This window comes from Brevibacillus fortis (assembly GCF_046196545.1).
GTDB lineage: Bacteria > Bacillota > Bacilli > Brevibacillales > Brevibacillaceae > Brevibacillus > Brevibacillus fortis_A.
In genome coordinates, this window is record NZ_CP176370.1 from 5,533,318 (window position 1) to 5,550,787 (window position 17,470).

At 50.3% G+C, this 17,470-nt stretch carries 16 protein-coding genes and 1 pseudogene; 6 read left to right on the forward strand and 11 right to left on the reverse strand.

What is annotated here, in order from left to right; translation table 11 throughout:
- The first annotated feature begins 15 nt into the window (after nucleotides 1-15).
- Nucleotides 16-780, forward strand: coding sequence for an alpha/beta hydrolase (locus ACKKE8_RS26965; protein ID WP_409175715.1), 765 nt, complete (start codon nucleotides 16-18; stop codon nucleotides 778-780).
- Here ACKKE8_RS26965 and ACKKE8_RS26970 read toward each other — a convergent pair.
- Nucleotides 758-1,990 carry an MFS transporter gene (locus tag ACKKE8_RS26970; RefSeq protein ID WP_409175716.1) on the reverse strand — a complete coding sequence of 411 codons (1,233 nt, stop codon included), beginning with the start codon at nucleotides 1,988-1,990 and terminating at the stop codon, nucleotides 758-760. The two genes, ACKKE8_RS26965 and ACKKE8_RS26970, sit on opposite strands and share 23 nt — an antisense overlap.
- A gap of 122 nt (nucleotides 1,991-2,112) precedes the next feature.
- Here ACKKE8_RS26970 and ACKKE8_RS26975 point away from each other — a divergent pair, with 122 nt between their 5' ends.
- Nucleotides 2,113-3,006, forward strand: a complete 894-nt coding sequence (locus ACKKE8_RS26975; protein WP_409175717.1) for a LysR family transcriptional regulator — start codon at nucleotides 2,113-2,115, stop codon at nucleotides 3,004-3,006.
- Nucleotides 3,007-3,083: 77 nt separating this feature from the next.
- On the opposite strand, the gene purU is transcribed toward ACKKE8_RS26975, so the two are convergent.
- From purU to ACKKE8_RS27000, 5 genes are all read right to left on the reverse strand, one after another.
- Nucleotides 3,084-3,980, reverse strand: coding sequence for a formyltetrahydrofolate deformylase (gene purU / locus ACKKE8_RS26980; protein ID WP_409175718.1), 897 nt, complete (start codon nucleotides 3,978-3,980; stop codon nucleotides 3,084-3,086).
- Between the two features lie 113 nt (nucleotides 3,981-4,093).
- The gene (locus tag ACKKE8_RS26985; protein ID WP_409175719.1) at nucleotides 4,094-4,774 is read right to left on the reverse strand and encodes a TetR/AcrR family transcriptional regulator; all 681 of its coding nucleotides are present in this window, start codon (nucleotides 4,772-4,774) and stop codon (nucleotides 4,094-4,096) included.
- A gap of 17 nt (nucleotides 4,775-4,791) precedes the next feature.
- A complete protein-coding gene (locus ACKKE8_RS26990; RefSeq protein WP_409175720.1) occupies nucleotides 4,792-5,931 on the reverse strand; it encodes an ABC transporter permease in 1,140 nt (379 codons plus the stop codon).
- Nucleotides 5,928-6,686, reverse strand: coding sequence for an ABC transporter ATP-binding protein (locus ACKKE8_RS26995; protein WP_409175721.1), 759 nt, complete (start codon nucleotides 6,684-6,686; stop codon nucleotides 5,928-5,930). Before ACKKE8_RS26995 ends, ACKKE8_RS26990 begins: the two co-directional genes overlap by 4 nt.
- Nucleotides 6,683-7,873 (reverse strand): HlyD family secretion protein, encoded by a 1,191-nt coding sequence (locus ACKKE8_RS27000; RefSeq protein WP_409175722.1) that lies wholly within the window; start codon nucleotides 7,871-7,873, stop codon nucleotides 6,683-6,685. Before ACKKE8_RS27000 ends, ACKKE8_RS26995 begins: the two co-directional genes overlap by 4 nt.
- A gap of 327 nt (nucleotides 7,874-8,200) precedes the next feature.
- On the opposite strand from ACKKE8_RS27000, the gene ACKKE8_RS27005 reads away from it, so the two are divergent.
- On the forward strand, nucleotides 8,201-8,578 hold the full coding sequence (locus ACKKE8_RS27005; protein WP_409179210.1) for a VOC family protein: 378 nt from the start codon (nucleotides 8,201-8,203) through the stop codon (nucleotides 8,576-8,578).
- Nucleotides 8,579-8,631: 53 nt separating this feature from the next.
- Here the strand turns inward: ACKKE8_RS27005 and ACKKE8_RS27010 are convergent, their stop codons facing one another.
- Nucleotides 8,632-10,830 (reverse strand): DNA topoisomerase III, encoded by a 2,199-nt coding sequence (locus ACKKE8_RS27010; protein ID WP_409175723.1) that lies wholly within the window; start codon nucleotides 10,828-10,830, stop codon nucleotides 8,632-8,634.
- 222 nt (nucleotides 10,831-11,052) lie between these two features.
- On the opposite strand from ACKKE8_RS27010, the gene ACKKE8_RS27015 reads away from it, so the two are divergent.
- From ACKKE8_RS27015 to ACKKE8_RS27025, 3 genes are read left to right on the forward strand one after another with little or no spacing between them, the layout of a single operon-like run.
- Nucleotides 11,053-11,562 (forward strand): MerR family transcriptional regulator, encoded by a 510-nt coding sequence (locus tag ACKKE8_RS27015; RefSeq protein WP_409175724.1) that lies wholly within the window; start codon nucleotides 11,053-11,055, stop codon nucleotides 11,560-11,562.
- A complete protein-coding gene (locus ACKKE8_RS27020) occupies nucleotides 11,555-11,995 on the forward strand; it encodes an SRPBCC family protein (protein WP_409175725.1) in 441 nt (146 codons plus the stop codon). The genes ACKKE8_RS27015 and ACKKE8_RS27020 overlap by 8 nt, the downstream gene beginning before the upstream one ends.
- Nucleotides 11,992-13,539, forward strand: a complete 1,548-nt coding sequence (locus ACKKE8_RS27025) for an MFS transporter (protein WP_409175726.1) — start codon at nucleotides 11,992-11,994, stop codon at nucleotides 13,537-13,539. Before ACKKE8_RS27020 ends, ACKKE8_RS27025 begins: the two co-directional genes overlap by 4 nt.
- A gap of 135 nt (nucleotides 13,540-13,674) precedes the next feature.
- On the opposite strand, the gene pyrH is transcribed toward ACKKE8_RS27025, so the two are convergent.
- The 4 genes and pseudogenes from pyrH to ACKKE8_RS27045 all read right to left on the reverse strand — a co-directional run bounded on the left by pyrH (nucleotide 13,675) and on the right by ACKKE8_RS27045 (nucleotide 17,225).
- The gene (gene pyrH, locus ACKKE8_RS27030) at nucleotides 13,675-14,409 is read right to left on the reverse strand and encodes a UMP kinase (protein ID WP_409175727.1); all 735 of its coding nucleotides are present in this window, start codon (nucleotides 14,407-14,409) and stop codon (nucleotides 13,675-13,677) included.
- Nucleotides 14,410-14,580: 171 nt separating this feature from the next.
- Nucleotides 14,581-15,099 carry a DUF402 domain-containing protein gene (locus ACKKE8_RS27035; protein WP_409175728.1) on the reverse strand — a complete coding sequence of 173 codons (519 nt, stop codon included), beginning with the start codon at nucleotides 15,097-15,099 and terminating at the stop codon, nucleotides 14,581-14,583.
- Between the two features lie 118 nt (nucleotides 15,100-15,217).
- Nucleotides 15,218-16,639 (reverse strand): amino acid permease, encoded by a 1,422-nt coding sequence (locus ACKKE8_RS27040; protein ID WP_409179211.1) that lies wholly within the window; start codon nucleotides 16,637-16,639, stop codon nucleotides 15,218-15,220.
- Between the two features lie 118 nt (nucleotides 16,640-16,757).
- Nucleotides 16,758-17,225, reverse strand: a pseudogene (locus ACKKE8_RS27045) (DinB family protein).
- Between the last annotated feature and the right edge of the window lie 245 nt (nucleotides 17,226-17,470).

Genomic DNA, 17,470 nt, shown 5'->3' on the forward strand with positions numbered 1-17,470 from the left:
TTGGTGTGGGCACACTTGCGCGGTCGCCTCCTTCTCACCTTTTCGTATATAATATGGATGATCCATCAAATTTCCCAGTATCTGAGAGGAAGAGATTCCATGTCAGGAACAGTCGGTTGCTTACTCATCCATGGATTTGCCGGAGACATCAACGACATACTCCCACTCGCCAAAAAGCTCCGCGAGGCTGGCTATCACGTGGAATGCCCTACCTTGGAGGGGCATGGGACTACTCGTCGTCACATGGCAAAAAGCACCCGCCACGACTGGCTCCGCTCGGCAGAAGAAGGCTACAAGCGACTGGCCATGCGCGCTGACACCATCGTGGTCATCGGATTTTCCATGGGGGGACTGCTCGCCTTTCACTTGACGACGAAATACCCCGTCGCCCTGCTGATTACCATCAACACCCCTTATAAATATTGGGATGTCAAAGAAGCGATGCACTATTTGCGTGAGGATTTCTCTACCCACTCCAAACGCTACCTACATGGCATCGGCAGAATTCCTTTTAGCAGCATGCTGCAATTTCGCAGGCTGTTGGCAGAAACGAAGCCGCTTTTGTCCAAAATTACGACGCCATACGTCCTGCTGCAAGCAAGACGGGATGATACTGTCCACGCCGTGAGTGCACAAATACTCGCGACCAGTGTGGATGAAGCAGCTTCTCCGCACATTTCTTGGTACGAGAATTCCAATCATATGCTGCTGCACGGTCCTGACAAAGAGGCTGCGATTGCCCACGTCATGACTACGATCAAGAGACGTTTTCCATCTTGATCAGCTTCGGTTGGCCCAACCAGGCTAGTGCAAGCATAAACAGCACAATAGCAATTCCGATGTATATCACACCCAGTCCTACATGTTCATCCAGCCAAAAGGCAAGGAGCGGCCCCAACGCCGCGCCCAGATCGCTCACGACTGAATATTGTGTCATCAATGCATGGCTATTGGCCTGTCTCGCTGCTACATCCGCCGCGAGTGTATCCAGCACGGTAGTGATAATCGTCGCGGTCAACTGAATACCGAATAAAATGGCAAACCATATCAAGAGTGCGTTCGTTCCTTGCAGGGGTGTCGTTCCCTGCAACGCAGCAAACAGAACCGAAGCGACAAGCAAAGTCACGATGAACATTTTCGTCCTGCCATGCTTGTCAGACAATGTACCAACTAACGGGGCAGCCCACGGTTCCCATCCCCAGCGTATGCCTTGTACCAGACTCGCAATGACTGCTGCCCCTAACACCATTCCGCCGACCACAATAAATGGATCGCGCACTTCGATCATTCTGCTTAACGTGGAGGTAAATATCCCTTGGTACACCATCGTGACGAGTAGTGCCGTAATCATCGTCATCAGCACCGCCCCCTGACTCCCCATACGTTTTCCTGCTACCATCCGCTTCACACCTGTCTGATCCTGACTGGTAAAGGAAGGCCGTATATAGCGAAAAACGAGAATCGCTGCAAACAAGGAAGGCACCGCGAGAGCGATGGAAGCAACAGACAGCCCGTACCAAGAGGCCAGTAGCGCTCCGACCAGCATGCCGCCAAGACTGCCCAATCGATACAGTCCGTTGTACAGGCCCATGAGCTGCCCACGATTATGCCCTTCGGAAACGGTCACGATCAAGGAATACGCACCTAGCCTTAAAAATGTCCAAGCGACTCCCCACAAGCATCGCATCAGAAGCCACAGCCAAAAGCCTTCCAAGCTGTATGAGAGCGTCGTTAGAAAAGCAAGCACCACTGCCACAATCAAACCCGTACGTCCTCCCGAGCGCTCATACCATTTACCTACAAGGGGCCCGAGTGGTACACGGATGAAGCGGTTCACCGCAAGCAATACCCCCACTTCCCACAGCGATGTTAACCCCGCCTCTTCCCAGAAAAGAGGAAGCACCACGTACAGCATCGAATCTCCTATCATGCATAATGCTGTCACCAGTGCGACTGCCACGACTTGTGTCTTTCCACTGACTTCTCTCATCTCCTGATCCTTCTCTCTACGTTTTCTGTCTTTCTGAGCTATACCTTACGCGCAATCACTCATCATTTCTAATACATCTTTATCTATAACTCATAAACAAAAGTTATGAATCGAGGTACAGGATGAACTTACATGCACTCAGAATTTTCATAGAAGTAGCGTCACGAGGTAGTGTCACCGAAGCAGCAATCGCACTCTCGATCAGCCAGCCTGCCGTAAGTGCCCAAATCCGCAAGCTCGAAACCGAGTTGGACATGACTTTGCTCGTCCCGGATGGTCGCGGCATTTCTCTCACCTATGAGGGACGTTTTCTTTTTGAAAAAGCACGTCGTATTTACGACTGGGAGCGCGAAATTGAAACGCAGCTGACGGAGATGAAGCAAGGGAAGAAAGGAAAGCTCCGCATTGCTTCTACCTTTCTCCCCTCTCATTATCTCGTACCGCAGTGGCTAGCTCAGTACAAGCGCGATTTTGAAGGAGTCGATGTGGAAATTCGCACGCGTAATTCCATGCAATCCATTGAACTGCTTCTTAGCTGTGAGGTTGACGTGGCCGTCATTATCAAGGAATCGTGGGATGAGCTGCCTATCAAGCGGCTTCATTTGATGGATGTGCCTTATTGGTTTATATTGCCTGCCCGTCATCCGCTTGCAGGAAAAGAGATCCGTATGGAGCAGCTCGTAGAAGAGCCATTTTTGCTACGCGAGCAAGGCAGTTCTACCCGGGATTGGCTTTTTGCCCTCTGTCGCGAGCATGGGGTGAAACGTCCACAGGTCGGTATGCAGTATCATGGTCTGGTCGAGTCTATCCACTCCGTCCGGGCGGGATATGGGACGATGTTGGCTCCTGCTCTGGCCGTGAGGGAAATGGTAGAGCGTGGTGAGGTCGGTCGAGTAACCGTGCCAGGGGTCGAGATTAAGCGTCCCTTGTATGTCTGCACGCGTGACGGTGAGACAGAGCAGCGTCCCGTTGTCGCTCAGTTTCTGGAGTTGGTAAAGTGTGAGAGGTCTTCTTGAGTGCAGCCTTCTCCCAGAAAACATGCAAAAGAAGAGGCTTTTCCTCAAAGGAATAGCCTCTTCTTAACACGCAATGCTTATGGGAACACAATTGTTTTATTGCCGTACACCAGCACCCGATCCTCCAGATGCCAGCGAACTGCACGCGCCAGCACCGTACGCTCTACCTGACGTCCCAGCTGCTTCAGTGCCTCGATGTCTTCCTGATGCGATACACGTTGAACGTCTTGCTCGATAATCGGCCCTGCGTCCAGCTCTTCCGTGACGTAATGCGCAGTCGCTCCGATCAGTTTCACGCCGCGGCGATAAGCCTGTTCGTAAGGCTTCGCTCCGACAAATGCTGGGAGGAAGGAATGATGGATATTGATAATCCGCATCGCGTAGTCCTCCAAAAAGCGCGGGGACAAAATCTGCATGTAGCGAGCCAGAACGATCAGATCGACGCCCTCTGCTGCTGCCAGCTGCGCTTCTTCTGCCTGTTGCTTGTTATCCTTCGTAACTGGGATGCAACGATACGGAATGCCGAAGGACTCGACAGTCTCCTGCATGTCAGGATGGTTGCTGACGACAACCGCAATATCCGCGAACAGCTCCCCGGATTTCCAGCGCCACAAGAGCTCCAACAGACAGTGATCTTCTTTGGAAACAAACAACGCGACTTTCTTGCGCTTGTTCGCTTCAACCAAGGACCATTCCATGCCAAAGCTCTCGGCTACTGGGCTGAATGCTTCCTTGATCTCTTCACAGCGCTCGTCCAGATTAATAAGATCGAATTCAATGCGCATGAAAAACCGGCCTGTTTCCGGATCGGTCGTGTACTGGTCAGATTGAACGATGTTGGCTCCTTGTTGGAACAAGAAGTTCGACACTGCCGCGACGATACCTGCGCGGTCCGGGCAAGAAATCAGCATGCGCGCACGATCTTTGTTTTTCTCTCGATACGCGAGCCATTCTCTCTCTGATAACAATTGCATGGTTTACTCTCCTCCATAAAAAACAGCAAAAAGTTGTTTGCAATTATACCATTCCCAGAAGGGATTTCTATACCCAAATAGAGAGAAAAACGTTCACTTATCGATAAAAATTTTTAGATAGAGTGATTTCCAATCCCGTTTAGCAAAATATCTACCGTCAGGGCGATTTGCTCGTCGTCACTGTACTGCGTAAATTCATCGGTATCCAAAACTTGCCGGAACAAAACGAGCCCGATCATCGAGGACAGGATTGCCCGAAAGACAGCCTGTGTCGGGAGCGGACGCAATTCGCCTACCTCTACCTTTGCCTCGATCAGCTTATTTGCCATCTCCTTCACACCCGTGAAAACCGTAGCGATCAGTGCTTCCCTGATTTCGTCATGGAAAAAGGCTTCTTGCAGCAAAATACGAATATGCTTTTCATTCGCCAGCACCAGGTCGATCCGGTTTCGGTACAGCTCTGTCACGATTTGGGAGAATGTTTTTTTATTCTGCTCTTTGAAGATCTCACGGACATCCTTCAAGATAAACGGTGCCGCGAATTTGACCAACACAGGTGCTACGACGGCAAGTAAAATATCCTTTTTCGATTTGTAGTGGCGAAAAATCGTTCCCTCTGCCACTCCTGCTTCTTTGGCAATTTCAGAGGTTGAGCTGGCATGAAAGCCTTTTTCGGCGAACAGCTTCACCGATGCACGCAAAATATTGCGATGCTTCTCCGTCATCTCACTCTCGTCTTTCAACTCTTCTACATATTGCAACAGGCCTTCTACAAATGTTGGCGGCTTGTTCATCACCCATTACGCTCCTCTTATTCGATCTTCTTGCGGAATCGCAGGATAGCGACGGTCAGGATCAAGAGACAAAAGCCGCTCATTCCGACGACATCCTTCCAGAGCGCATCGATGTCCACGCCCTTTAAGAAAATTCCCCGCAAGATTTCCAGAAAATAGGTCAACGGGACGAGCCCGCCTAACCATTGTATCACGAGCGGCATCGAATCGCGCGGGAACATAAAACCGGAGAGAAGCACGCTGGGCAGGATAAAGGCAAATGCCATTTGCATCGCTTGAAGCTGGGTCTTTGCCACCGTAGAAATGAAAATGCCCAAGAGAAGCGTCGTCACCAAAAACAAGACAGACAAAGTTACCAATAGCGATATGCTGCCTTTGACCGGGACCCCGAACCAATACGTTCCAACCAATAGCACCAGACAAAACGAAAAGAGACCTACACCTACATAGGGGGTAATTTTGCCGAGCATCAGCTCCAATGGACGTATCGGAGTCACGATTAATTGCTCCATCGTTCCTCGCTCCTTCTCACGTACGAGGGAAAACGCTGTCAGAATCATCGTGACGTTTTGCATAATCAAGCCGATCAAGCCGGGAATATTGAAGACAATACTCTCCATATTGGGGTTAAACAGCACGCGTGTATCCAAGCCGAGTGGCTGTTCCAGCTCCCCCAAGCCTTGTTTTTGCAGCTTTATTTCCTGCAACGTGATCGCTTGATGTTGGACGATCAACTGGGCTTGAGAAGTGGCAGTCCGGGCGATATTCGGATCGGAACCATTAATGAGCATTTGCACGTCTACCGGTTCGTTGCGATCACGCTTGCGGGTGTAGTCTGGCCCGATAATGAGTGCTACATTTACGGAGCCATCGTCTAACATGGCTTCGATCTCCTCGTAGCCACCTACATGGGCAGCCACCTCGAATACACGCGTATGGACGAACTGATCCACCAGCTCTCGGCTGGCAGTAGAAGGGCTTTGATTCCAGACTGCCATCTGGATGTCATTCACATCTGTATTGACCGCATATCCGAACAAAAACAACAGCATTAGCGGCATGACCAGTGCAATCGCCAGACTCGGCCGATCCCGCTTGATTTGGATGACTTCCTTCTTCACGACAGACCAGTAACGCTCCCAGACAAAATGCCTCATCGGACTCCCTCCTCCACCGCCTGTCTGGCTTCCTCCTGCTTAACCAGATCGATGAAGACATCCTCCAGATTGCCTACTCCCATACGATCGATCAACTCTTGTGGAGTGCCTTCCGCCAGCAGATTGCCGAAAAAAATAAAGCCAATCCAATCGCATGTCTGCGCCTCATCCATGTAATGTGTGGTCACCAGCACGGTGATCCCCTGTCTCGCCAGCTCATGAATGACGTCCCAAAAAATCCGGCGGGAAACAGGATCGACTCCTGCTGTCGGTTCGTCCAAAATCAACAGCTCCGGCTTGTGCAAAAGTGCGCAGGAAAGCGCGAGGCGTTGCTTCCATCCCCCTGACAGCGAACCCGCAAGCTGCTTTTCTCTGCCCGTCAGGCCTGCCATCTCAATCAGTTCCGCTTTCCGCTGCTTTCGTTCTACACTGTTTAATTGATAAACTCCGGCATAAAAATCGAGATTCTCTTCCACTGTCAAATCTTCATACAGGCTGAACTTTTGCGACATATAGCCGATCCGTTGCTTGATTTCCTCGCTCTGTGTCATGACATCGAAGCCAAGAACCGTCCCCTTTCCCGTCGTCGGGGTCAACAAACCGCAAAGCATCCGGATTGTGGTCGATTTCCCTGAGCCATTCGGCCCCAAAAATCCGTAAATCGAACCTCTCGGAACTGTCAGCGTCAAGCTGTTCACAGCTACTCGATCTCCAAAACGCTTCGTCAACTGCTCGCATTGGATAGCGGCGTTCATTGACCTCCCTCCCCGTCTGCCAGCAGCACGTCCGCAGGCATACCTGGTTTGATTTTGTCGAGCCCATCTGTGATGTGTATCGTAACAGCGAATACAAGCTTGGTGCGTTCATCCTGCGTCTGTACATTTTTCGGCGTGAACTCTGCTTTTTCCGAGATGCGACTGATCGTTCCCGTAAACGCCTCTTCCGGATAGGCATCCACCTTGATGCCAACCTCTTGACCTTTATTCACCCGATTCAATTGTGTTTCCGGAATGTACACGACGAGCTCGAGTTTATCTGGCTTCATCATCGTAAACAAGGTAGCGCCTGTTTTGGCTACTTCCCCCTGTTCGATAGAGGAACGCAAGAGAGTACCATCGTCTGTTGCAGTAATCTTGGACTTTTCCAACTGCAATAAGGCTTGATCCAGTTTCGCTTTCGCCTGCTGCTGGGTGGCGAGCAGTGCCCGAATCGCGTAATCGGTACTTCCTTCCTTCACCTGATTGAGATCCGCCTGTGCTCCGGCTTGAGCGGCTTGTGCCGTACCGATTTGGGCCGCAGCAGCCGCGATGTCTTCTTGTGCAGAACGGTACTGTGCCTGTGCCTGCGCTACTTGTGCCGCCCATTGATCTGCCTGCGTTTTTGCCTGGTTCACTGCTTCTTTTTGCGTGTCGAGGTCTTTGGCAGAGATCGCTCCTTTTTCGAAGAGCGCTGTTGCTTCCTCGAGTCTTTTTTGTTGATACAAAAGGGTCTGCTGCGCCCCCTGCCATTGCGATTCTGCCTGCGTCATCTGTTCAGTCGCTCGTGCTTTTCCTGCTTCCGCCTGATTTTTTCTCGCTTGTGCCAGTTGGATATTCGCATTTGCCTGCTGGACGTTGGCCATGCTCCTTTGAATCGTCGTGTCGCGTGAACCAGCTCTCGCCTCTTCTAGTCTGGCTGTCGCTTGGTCCAATGCTGCCTGTGCTTCTGCCACAGTAATTTGGTAGCTTCGTTTATCGATTTGGGCCAGCACTTGTCCTTTTTTTACAGCACTTCCCTCTTCTGCTGTCACGTTTGTCACCAATCCGCCTACTTCAGCTACGATCGGCAGCTCGATGGCCTCGATTGTGCCGGATAGAGACGGATGATTTTCGGATGTCCAATTGCAGCCCGACAATGCCAGTAACAATCCCCCGATACAAATGGAGCGAACAACTGGTTTCATAAACGCTTCCCCCTACCTACGTAATGAAGTGAGTAATCACTTTCTTTTTATGTGAAAAAAACAAGCCACAGAACCAGGCTCGAGATGACCTTTTTGATTAGCGAGTGATTACTCACTTTTAATTGTGAGTATATGCTCCTCTTTTGCGAAATGCAATTCCTTTTTCTAAAATGCGCAATTGAAAAGAAATCCTGTCTGATTATTCATGCTATGATGAAGACAAGCTAGACGAGTCCGTTGGCATCTTGTATCAGATACCGTCGGGATGGAAAGGATTAGGAGCGTCGGGTTTTTAACTACCATTGTAGGGAGTGGATAATGTCTATGATGATTAGCAAAGTCGGTCAAATCATGCTGTATGTCAATAACCAGGATCAAGCAGTGAACTTTTGGACGGAAAAACTAGGGTTCCGTGTTGTTTCAGAAGAGAAGAACGGTGAAATGAGATGGATTGAAATTGCTCCCGCACAAGGCGCTGAAACAAGCATCGTTCTGCACAATAAGGAATTCGTTGCGAAAATGTCGCCCGGAATGAATCTTGGCACTCCTTCGCTCCTGCTCTTTTCGGAAAATATCGATGACTTACGGAACGATTTAGTCAACAAGAATGTAAAAGTCGGAGAAATTGTCACGATGCCTTCTGGTAGAGTCTTTAACTTCGCAGACGATGAAGAAAATTACTTTGCTGTGCTGGAGAAAAAGTAAATAGAAGGAGGCGGCTGACAGGAATGGTCGGCCGCCTTTTGTTTCACGCCTCTTTAATCCAACTTTAATTTGGACAGTGCGTCTTTCAACGCAGAGTTGATTCCTTCGTCCTGCTCCTTGTCCTGTCCCTTCAAATACTTGGCTACTTCTTTTTTCGAAACCTTGCCGCCCTTTTCCTTATCGCGACGCTCCTGGAAGGTCTTCAGTTTTTCCTTGTGCCCACAAGCGCAGACAAAGGTTTGTCCTTCCCCTTCTCCGCGTAGCTCCAATCTTTTGTGGCATTTTGGACATCTGGCATTGGTCTGCTTGGCAATGCTTTTGCGATAGCCGCATTCCCGATCCTGGCACACCTGCATTTTGCCGCGCTTTCCGTTTACCTCCAGCAAAAACTTATTGCACTCCGGGCACCTGCTACGGGTCAGGTTGTCGTGCCGGAAAGTCTGATCGCTGTTCTTGATCTGATGGACAACTTCTTTGGCGTACGATTTCATCTCTTCGATAAACGCTCGCTTGTTCAAGCTTCCCTTGGCGATGGCACCGAGCTTTTGCTCCCATTGGGCGGTCAAGGTTGGCGACTGCATTTCATCTGGGACGAGCTCTAGCAATTGCTTGGCTTTTGCGGTGACAAAAATATGCTTGCCGCGCTTCTCTAGCAAAAAGCTGTTGAACAGCTTCTCGATCACATCCGCGCGGGTGGCTACCGTACCAAGTCCGCCCGTTTCCCCAATCGTTTTGATCAAATCCTTGCTCTCGTTCGCCATGTATTTCGCCGGGTTTTCCATCGCAGACAGCAGACTCGCTTCTGTAAATGGCTCTGGCGGCTTCGTCTCGCCCTTGGTCTGGGATATCGACTGGATTTGCAGGCGATCTCCTTTGGCAAGAGAAGGCAAGATCTGTTCCTTTACGCCGTCCTTCGCATCGTCGTCTTCTACATCGTGGTCATACGCCTCTCTCCAGCCTTGGGAGAGCACGGTTTTTCCTTTTGCCAGGAACGTTTCATTCCCGATTTTCGCCTGGATGGTCGTTTGCTCGTATTCAAAGGCAGGCAGCAAAACGGCCAGGAAACGCTTCACTATGAGGTCGAAAATCTTGCGTTCCTTATCGCTCAAATCGCCGAGAAAAACGGCTTGCTCCGTCGGGATAATGGCATGGTGGTCCGATACTTTGCTGTCATCCACGAACGATTTGTTCGCTTTGATCGGCGCACGCAGAATTCTGGCGGCGAGGGGCGCATATGGCTTCATTTGGACAGCCTTGATTCGATCCGGTAGCGTCTCGACGATATCAGCAGATAGATAACGAGAGTCCGTTCGTGGATACGTCACGGCCTTGTGATGCTCATATAGTCCTTGCATGATGGACAGCGTCTGCTTTGGCGAGTAGCCAAACATCCGGTTGGCATCCCGTTGCAGCTCCGTCAAATCGTACAGCTGTGGAGCATACGTCTTTTTGTGTGCACGGGTAATCTCGATGACTTCTGCATTTTTCTCCTGTTTGAGAGCGGCTATTAGCTGATCAGCCTTTTCCTTGGAAAACGTTTTAACATCCTTCGTTTGCTGATCCTGCCATTGGAGCTGAATCGGACCTTGGGCCACCGCAGACAGTCCGTAAAATGACTTGGGCGTAAAGCGACGAATCTCCTCTTCTCGCGATGCCACAATGGCGAGTGTTGGCGTCTGGACACGACCGCATGAGAGCTGGGCGTTATGCTTGCACGTCAAGGCGCGGGTGGCATTGATTCCTACGAGCCAGTCTGCTTCTGCACGAGCAGCGGCGGAGGCAAACAAGTTTTCATAGTTTTTGCCGTCCTTCAGATTGCGGAAGCCTTCACGGATCGCCTTATCTGTCACCGAGGAAATCCACAGACGCTTGATTGGTTTATTCACGTGAACCACCTCGAGAATCCACCGAGCGACGAGCTCTCCTTCCCGCCCTGCATCCGTCGCAATGACGATCTGTCCGACATCGTTGCGTCTCATTTGTTGTTTGACGACCTGAAATTGCCTGTTGCTTTCCTTGATCACGACCAAGCGCAATGGGGACGGCATAATCGGCAAATCCTCGATTCGCCACGAGCTGAATTGCTGCCCGTACGCTTCAGGATCAGCGAGAGTAACTAAATGCCCGAGCGCCCACGTTACGATATATTTATCTCCTTCAAAAAAGCCGTTTCCTTTTTTGTGACACTGCAATACTTTTGCAATGTCGCGTCCAACCGAAGGCTTTTCTGCCAGTACAACTGTTTTACTCATGTACGACATCCTTTCAAACCAATTCAACAATCTGTTATCCATTGTAAACAAAAAAGCAGGAAGAAGGGGCTTATAAATGTCGAGAAAATAAAGTTTTAGATCTTTGGAAATGAGTGACTTCCCATTGGAAAAAACTTCATAAGGCTCCTTGACCATTACGTAACGTAACGGTTTATAGTGAAGATACCGGTGAAACGCTAGCGATCAAGAAAGGGGCTGATCATGAAACGACATTGGAAAGTCGGAGAACTTGCGAAAATGGCGGGAGTTACAATACGAACTTTGCGTTTTTACGATCAGATAGGCTTGTTTTCACCATCCGGCTATTCGCCATCCGGATACAGACTCTACACCGAAAAGGACATTTCACGCCTACAGCAAATTTTGTCCTTAAAGGAGTTGGGGCTATCGCTAGAGCAGATTAAAGCCGTTATGGCCGGAGATCAACTCAGCCTGTCAGACATTGTTACCATTCAAATAGATAGCCTGAAAGAAAGTATTCGCATGCAGCAGAAACTCTTGCACGAGCTTGAGAATGTATCGAGTCGGATGCAAAGGAACGAACCGTTTACCGTTGAGCATTTCATGAACATCATACGGACGATGAGAATGAAGCATGAGAAATTTTTCGCCGAGAGAAAATCGAGTATGGATCGCCACCTCGACCGACTTGGTGAATATTTAGATGAGCATCCGGAAGAACCCGGACAAGGAGGTTTCGACAGTGAGTGAAAGATCTGCCAAACATTCCACATTTGTCATCGAAAGGAACTATAAACATTCCCCTGCCCGTGTATTCGCTGCATGGGCGGGTCAAGCAGCCAAAGCCAGTTGGTTTCCTAAAGCCGACGAGTTCGATTTCCGCGTCGGCGGCCGCGAATTCAATCGCGGTGGTCCGCCTGGGGGACCCGTTTACACATTCGATGCCTGCTATCAGGAAATCGTTCAGAATAGGCGAATCGTATACTCATACACGCTGGACATGGAAGACAAGCGGATGTCTGTCTCCGTGACGACGGTGGAATTCGATTCCGTAGATGGCGGCACTCGCTTGATCTATACCGAGCAGGGCGTCTTTCTGGACGGTCTCGATACGCCTGAACAGCGTGAGCACGGAACAAAGGTGATGTTGGATCAGCTCGGAAAGGCTCTGGACGGCCAATGAAAGATGCTGCGTTTGAATCGAGTAACCGGGCCGGTTTGAACGAATGGATCGGACTTGCCGTGCTTTCATTGCCTGCACTGCTCGTTTCGATAGACTTGTCCGTAATGATTCTCGCACTTCCTCACATAAGCGTCTCTATTGGAGCTGACAGTACAGAACAGCTCTGGATCATGGATATATACGGCTTCATGCTCTCGGGGTTTCTGATCACGATGGGCTCGCTCGGAGATCGGCTCGGCCGCCGTAAGCTGCTGATGTTCGGCGCAGCGGCATTCGGTTCGGCTTCGGTGTTGGCCGCTTATTCCACCACCTCTGAAATGCTGATTGCAGCACGGGCGCTGCTCGGCATAGCCGGGGCGACGGTATCGCCTTCGTCCCTGGCTTTAATCAGCAATATGTTCCGCGATCATAAGCAGCGTTCCCTCGCCATAGGAATATGGTTCATGTGCTCCATGGGAGGCATGGCGCTTGGCCCGGTAGTCGGCGGGATGATGCTGGAGCATTTTTCATGGGGTTCGATTTTTCTACTCGGCGTTCCAGTCATGGCACTGCTGTTGTTGACTGCGCCCCATCTTCTGCCCGAATATCGGGATCCCGCACCTGGTCATTTGGATATGACTAGCGTCATGCTGTCGATGTGCACCATTCTACCGGCAATATACGGCCTTAAGGAAATCGCTAAGCAAGGTCTACAGATCTTGCCGCTCATTGCCCTCGCGGCTGGAGTTGTTTTCGGGACATTATTCGTAAGACGGCAGCAACGGTTGGACAGTCCTCTATTGGACTTGCGCCTATTCGCAAACCCCACCTTCAGCACGGCACTGGGCGGCTTGTTCGGCATCACTTTGACAGGTGCTTCCATGCTCTTCATCGCACAGCATCTTCAATTCGTGGAAGGACTATCGCCGCTTGCGGCAGCGATGTGCATGCTCCCGGGAGTGGTTGCGTCGATGGCGGGCATGTTGTTGTCGCCGATCATTGCCCGGCGGATCCGACCGTCGCTCCTGATCGGGGCAGGACTTGCCGTCTCAGCGACTGGTTGTATTCTACTGTCCCAGGTAGGAGCGGGATCCGGACTCTCCACCCTCATCGTCGGTTATATCTTTTTTAATGTGGGAGTAGCCCCGTTTGCGAGCTTGTCCAGCGATCTAATTGTCGGCTCGGCCCCGCCTGCGAAAGCGGGTTCGGCAGCGTCCTTGCTGCAAACGAGCGGTGAATTCGCATTCGCACTTGGTATCGCTGTATTAGGTAGCATCGGAACATACGTGTACCGCACGCAAATTGCCGGCTTCATACCGAGAGATGTTACGCCGTTAACAGCCGGAGCCTCCCGCGAAAGTCTGGCCGGGGCAGTCTCGGCGGCTAAAGCTTTACCCGAACCTATTGGTTCAACACTTCTTCATGGCGCCCAGATAGCATTTACCGGCGGCATGCATGCTGTTGTGGCCGTTAGCGGCGGGCTCATGATCGCTATCGCCATACTCACCGTGATCAAGCTTCGGCATATCCCCCCCATCGGGCAGAAAACGCCAGGTGAGATGTAATTATCTGTGGCAGTCTAGGACTTTATTTTCTCGTCCTAGGCTGCCTCTGTCACTTTTATCAGGATCTGTCTAAAACTTATATGACGAAGGCTGTCTCATGGATGCGAGACAACCGTTTGCAAGTGCAGCTATGCTTTATTTATACAGTGCCTCCAGCTCTGTGCTAATGTACGTACCTACCTGCTCCCCTCGACAAATCCGCGCCATGGCTCCCGGCTGGTCAAAGTTAAACACGTGCAGCGGCAATTGGTGGTCTCTGGCCAAAATCATTGCGGCCTGATCCATGACACGCAAATCTCTTCGTACCACCTCGTCAAAAGAAACCTCCACATACTGCTTCGCGGTAGAATCCTTGCGCGGATCGGCAGTGTACACGCCATCTACTCCGTGCTTCGCGACCAAAAGGGCGTCCGTGCTTACCTCGAGCGCCCGCTGGACAGCCGGATAGTCAGTGGTCACATACGGTTGACCATTTCCTCCAGCGAAGATGACCACATGCCCCTTTTCCAAATGATGAACGGCACGCAGACGAATGTACGGCTCGGCGACTGCATTGATCGGAACGGCAGTCATGACTCGGACTTCCCTGTTTACTCGGGCTTTCAAAACTCCACGCAGCATCAAGCTATTGATGACGGTGGCCAATGTACCGATGTTGTCCGCCTCCACCCGCTCGATTCCCCATTGATCGGCCATGTTTCCGCGAAAAATATTGCCCCCGCCGATCACGATGGCTACTTCTACACCCATATCCAGCAAAGCCAGAATCTCCCCCGCGATATGCTCCAGCTGCACAGGATCAAAGCCAAACCCGTTTTCCTTGGCTACCGCTCCACCGCTTAATTTGACCAGGACTCGTTTATACCGCATGGCGCCTCCCCCTACGTTCTTTTCTTTGGAATGGATAACGTCAACAAAAAAAGAACGAAAGCAAACATCGCCTTCGTTCTTCGAAGCAAAAAGAGTAGATTGGGAACTTTCCGCGCTTGTTATTCATTCCCATCCCCTCCTTTTTCTCACTATGGAAAACTCCTCACCATTCTATGCAAAGAAATTGGGAAAGTCAAAGGCATCGCGTTTTCCCGCTATAATATCCTGTAGCATGCCATCAGCCGTCTTTGTGGCAAACTGATGATCCTCTTTCGTGATCGCTCCTTTTATCAGCGCCTCATCGAGTTCATCCTGATCAAGCAGGTATACTTCTCCTGTCGGCAGTACCACGATGTCGAGGTACAAATCGTCATACCAGATATGCCCGTTCTCATCCTTGCCATGTCCCCGGCAAATATCGATATACCATTGCACGGTATTCCCTAACTCATCCATCATTTTCGTAACGGCATAAGCTTGACCATGGGGAAAATACTGCAAGTACACATATCCTCTATCGCCCACGCACAGAGTTTTGTCCCCGACAGGCATGTAAGCAGGCTCACTTACTTCGTCCAGAGTCAGACGAACAGTGTACCCAGAGAAAGATAAAGATTCTACCCATTTTTGCTGGTAGCCCAATCGCTTCACGCGTCTCCAACCAGGTCGATCTGCTCGTTTTCGCTTCATAGCCTGCTCTCCCTCGTCGTTTTGGTTGCTTTTACTCTACCATGAATAGGATCGCTTTGTCAGATCGCAAACACAGACATGCTCACGTAGAACATGCCTAAACGGATTAACCAACCCTTTATGTTTGGGAGGAGTCGTCTTTTGCTGCCAATCGACTGTGTTTGCGCCCATAAAGGAAATAGACGATCGCTCCTACCGACAGCCAACCAAGAAAACCGATCTTTGTCAGCGTGGGCAGGTTGAACACGAGATAACCGCAAAAGAGAACCGAGAGCAAAGGAACAAGCGGAACAAATGGGACGCGAAAAGCCCGCGGTAATCGCGGATGAGTGCGGCGCAGTACAACCAGTCCAACCGAGACCAAAATAAATGCAAACAGCGTTCCGATGTTGGTGAGCTGGGCCAAGCTAGAGAGGGGCAATAATCCACCGAGGGTTGCTACTAATGCTGCCACGACGAGCGTGCTCTTTTGTGGTACCTGTGTGCGGGGATGTACGTGCGAGAAGAGTTCAGGGAGCAAGCCATCTCGGCTCATCGCAAAAAACATCCGGGCTTGTCCATACATCATCACTAACAAAACTGTCGTGATCCCAACGATAGCTCCCAACGAAATGAAGCCTGCTACCCAGTCCTGATTGACATAACTGAGCGCAAACGCGACTGGATTTTTGACATTCAACAATTTGTACGGAACAATCCCTGTCAATGTCAGTGAGACAGCAATGTACAAAATGGTGCACACGACTAAAGAAGAGATGATCCCGATTGGCATGTCTCTCTGGGGATTGCGCACTTCTTCAGCCGCAGAAGACACCGCATCAAACCCGATAAAAGCAAAAAACACCGTTGCGGCACCAGTCGCTACTCCCGCAAAACCAAACGGCATGAATGGACTCCAGTTTTCCGGCTTGACATACATGACCCCAACGACGAGGAACAGGACAACTACCGCTACTTTTATTAACACCATGATGGTATTCAAGCTCGCTGACTCTCTCGTTCCCTTCATCAACAAAGCTGTGATGATGACAATGATGAGGACCGCAGGTAGATCGATGATCGTTCCTTTCGATGCATCAAACGCACTCGTGAGCGCATGCGGCAGGTGGATGTTAAACCCGGCTAGCAATCCCTGGGCATACCCCGACCATCCGCTTGCCACTGCAGCACAAGCCACTCCGTACTCGAGAATCAAGTCCCACCCGATCATCCATGCAACAAACTCGCCAAATGCCGCATAGCTGTATGTATAAGCACTTCCTGACACCGGAACAGTCGAAGCAAATTCGGCATAGCAGAGTGCGGCAAACACACAGGCAAGTGCCGCAATAACAAAAGACAAAACAAGTGCCGGTCCAGCGTGCAAGGCAGCCGCAACTCCCGTTAACACAAAAATCCCTGTTCCCATGATCGCTCCAATGCCCAGCATTGTCAGGTCAAAAGCACCTAATGACTTTTTGAGAGAGCTTTCGCTTTTATCCACCTGCTCCAGCATTTGCGCAACTGACTTTTTCCTCAGCAATTGATTTTTCCATGACATCATGTGCGACCTCCCAAGCGGGTCATTCACTTCCAACCGTGATTAAAAACAGTTGGAGTATGATCTGTTTGGAGGAAAATTATGCACAGGCGCTAGGTTGGATCGGGTTTTGTCAGGGCTACCTGTGTGCTAATTCGCGCCCGATGACATTGGCGGAAACTGGCGCAATTCCAAGCTCTCTCGCCCAAATGGACAACTGTCCCATGTGATGAATCTCGTGGGCGATGACATGGCGTAACAGCTCCCCCTTCGTGTACACTTCATCATCCCAGGCGACCTTTACCGATTCGTTCTCCATCTCGTCTGACCAATTCTCGAAAAAATCTCGCAATTCTATGCGCCAAGCATCTGATAGCTCTTTTACTTTTTCCAGCGTCTTGTACGCTTTGTATGATACCTGAATATCCGGCTTTCCCTATACGCCCCGAAGCCAGCTATACTCGACGTCAGCAATGTGAAACAAGGTGTACAAAATCGTACCAGCCCCACCTGTGCGCTCTCGCAGCAATTCTTCTGGTGGAAGCTGCTTGCACCATTCCATCCATTCGTCCCGTACCTGCCAGTTATATTGGAAAAACATCTTCATCGAGTTCACTCCTTATCTATTTGAGTAGATGAGTAGGAAAATTCTAACTAATAATAGCACATACGTTCTTATTATGTGAGATTTTTAGTGATGGTCTTCTAACAGTAGGGGTCGGGAGAATCCCTGCCACATGTTTTCGTATGGCTTTGATCTCTTTCGGCTCTTAAAACATAATGAAGGACAGTTCAAAGTAGCTTCTGTTCACTGAAAATAAAGTATTAGACCGGAATCTCTGATGGTACAGA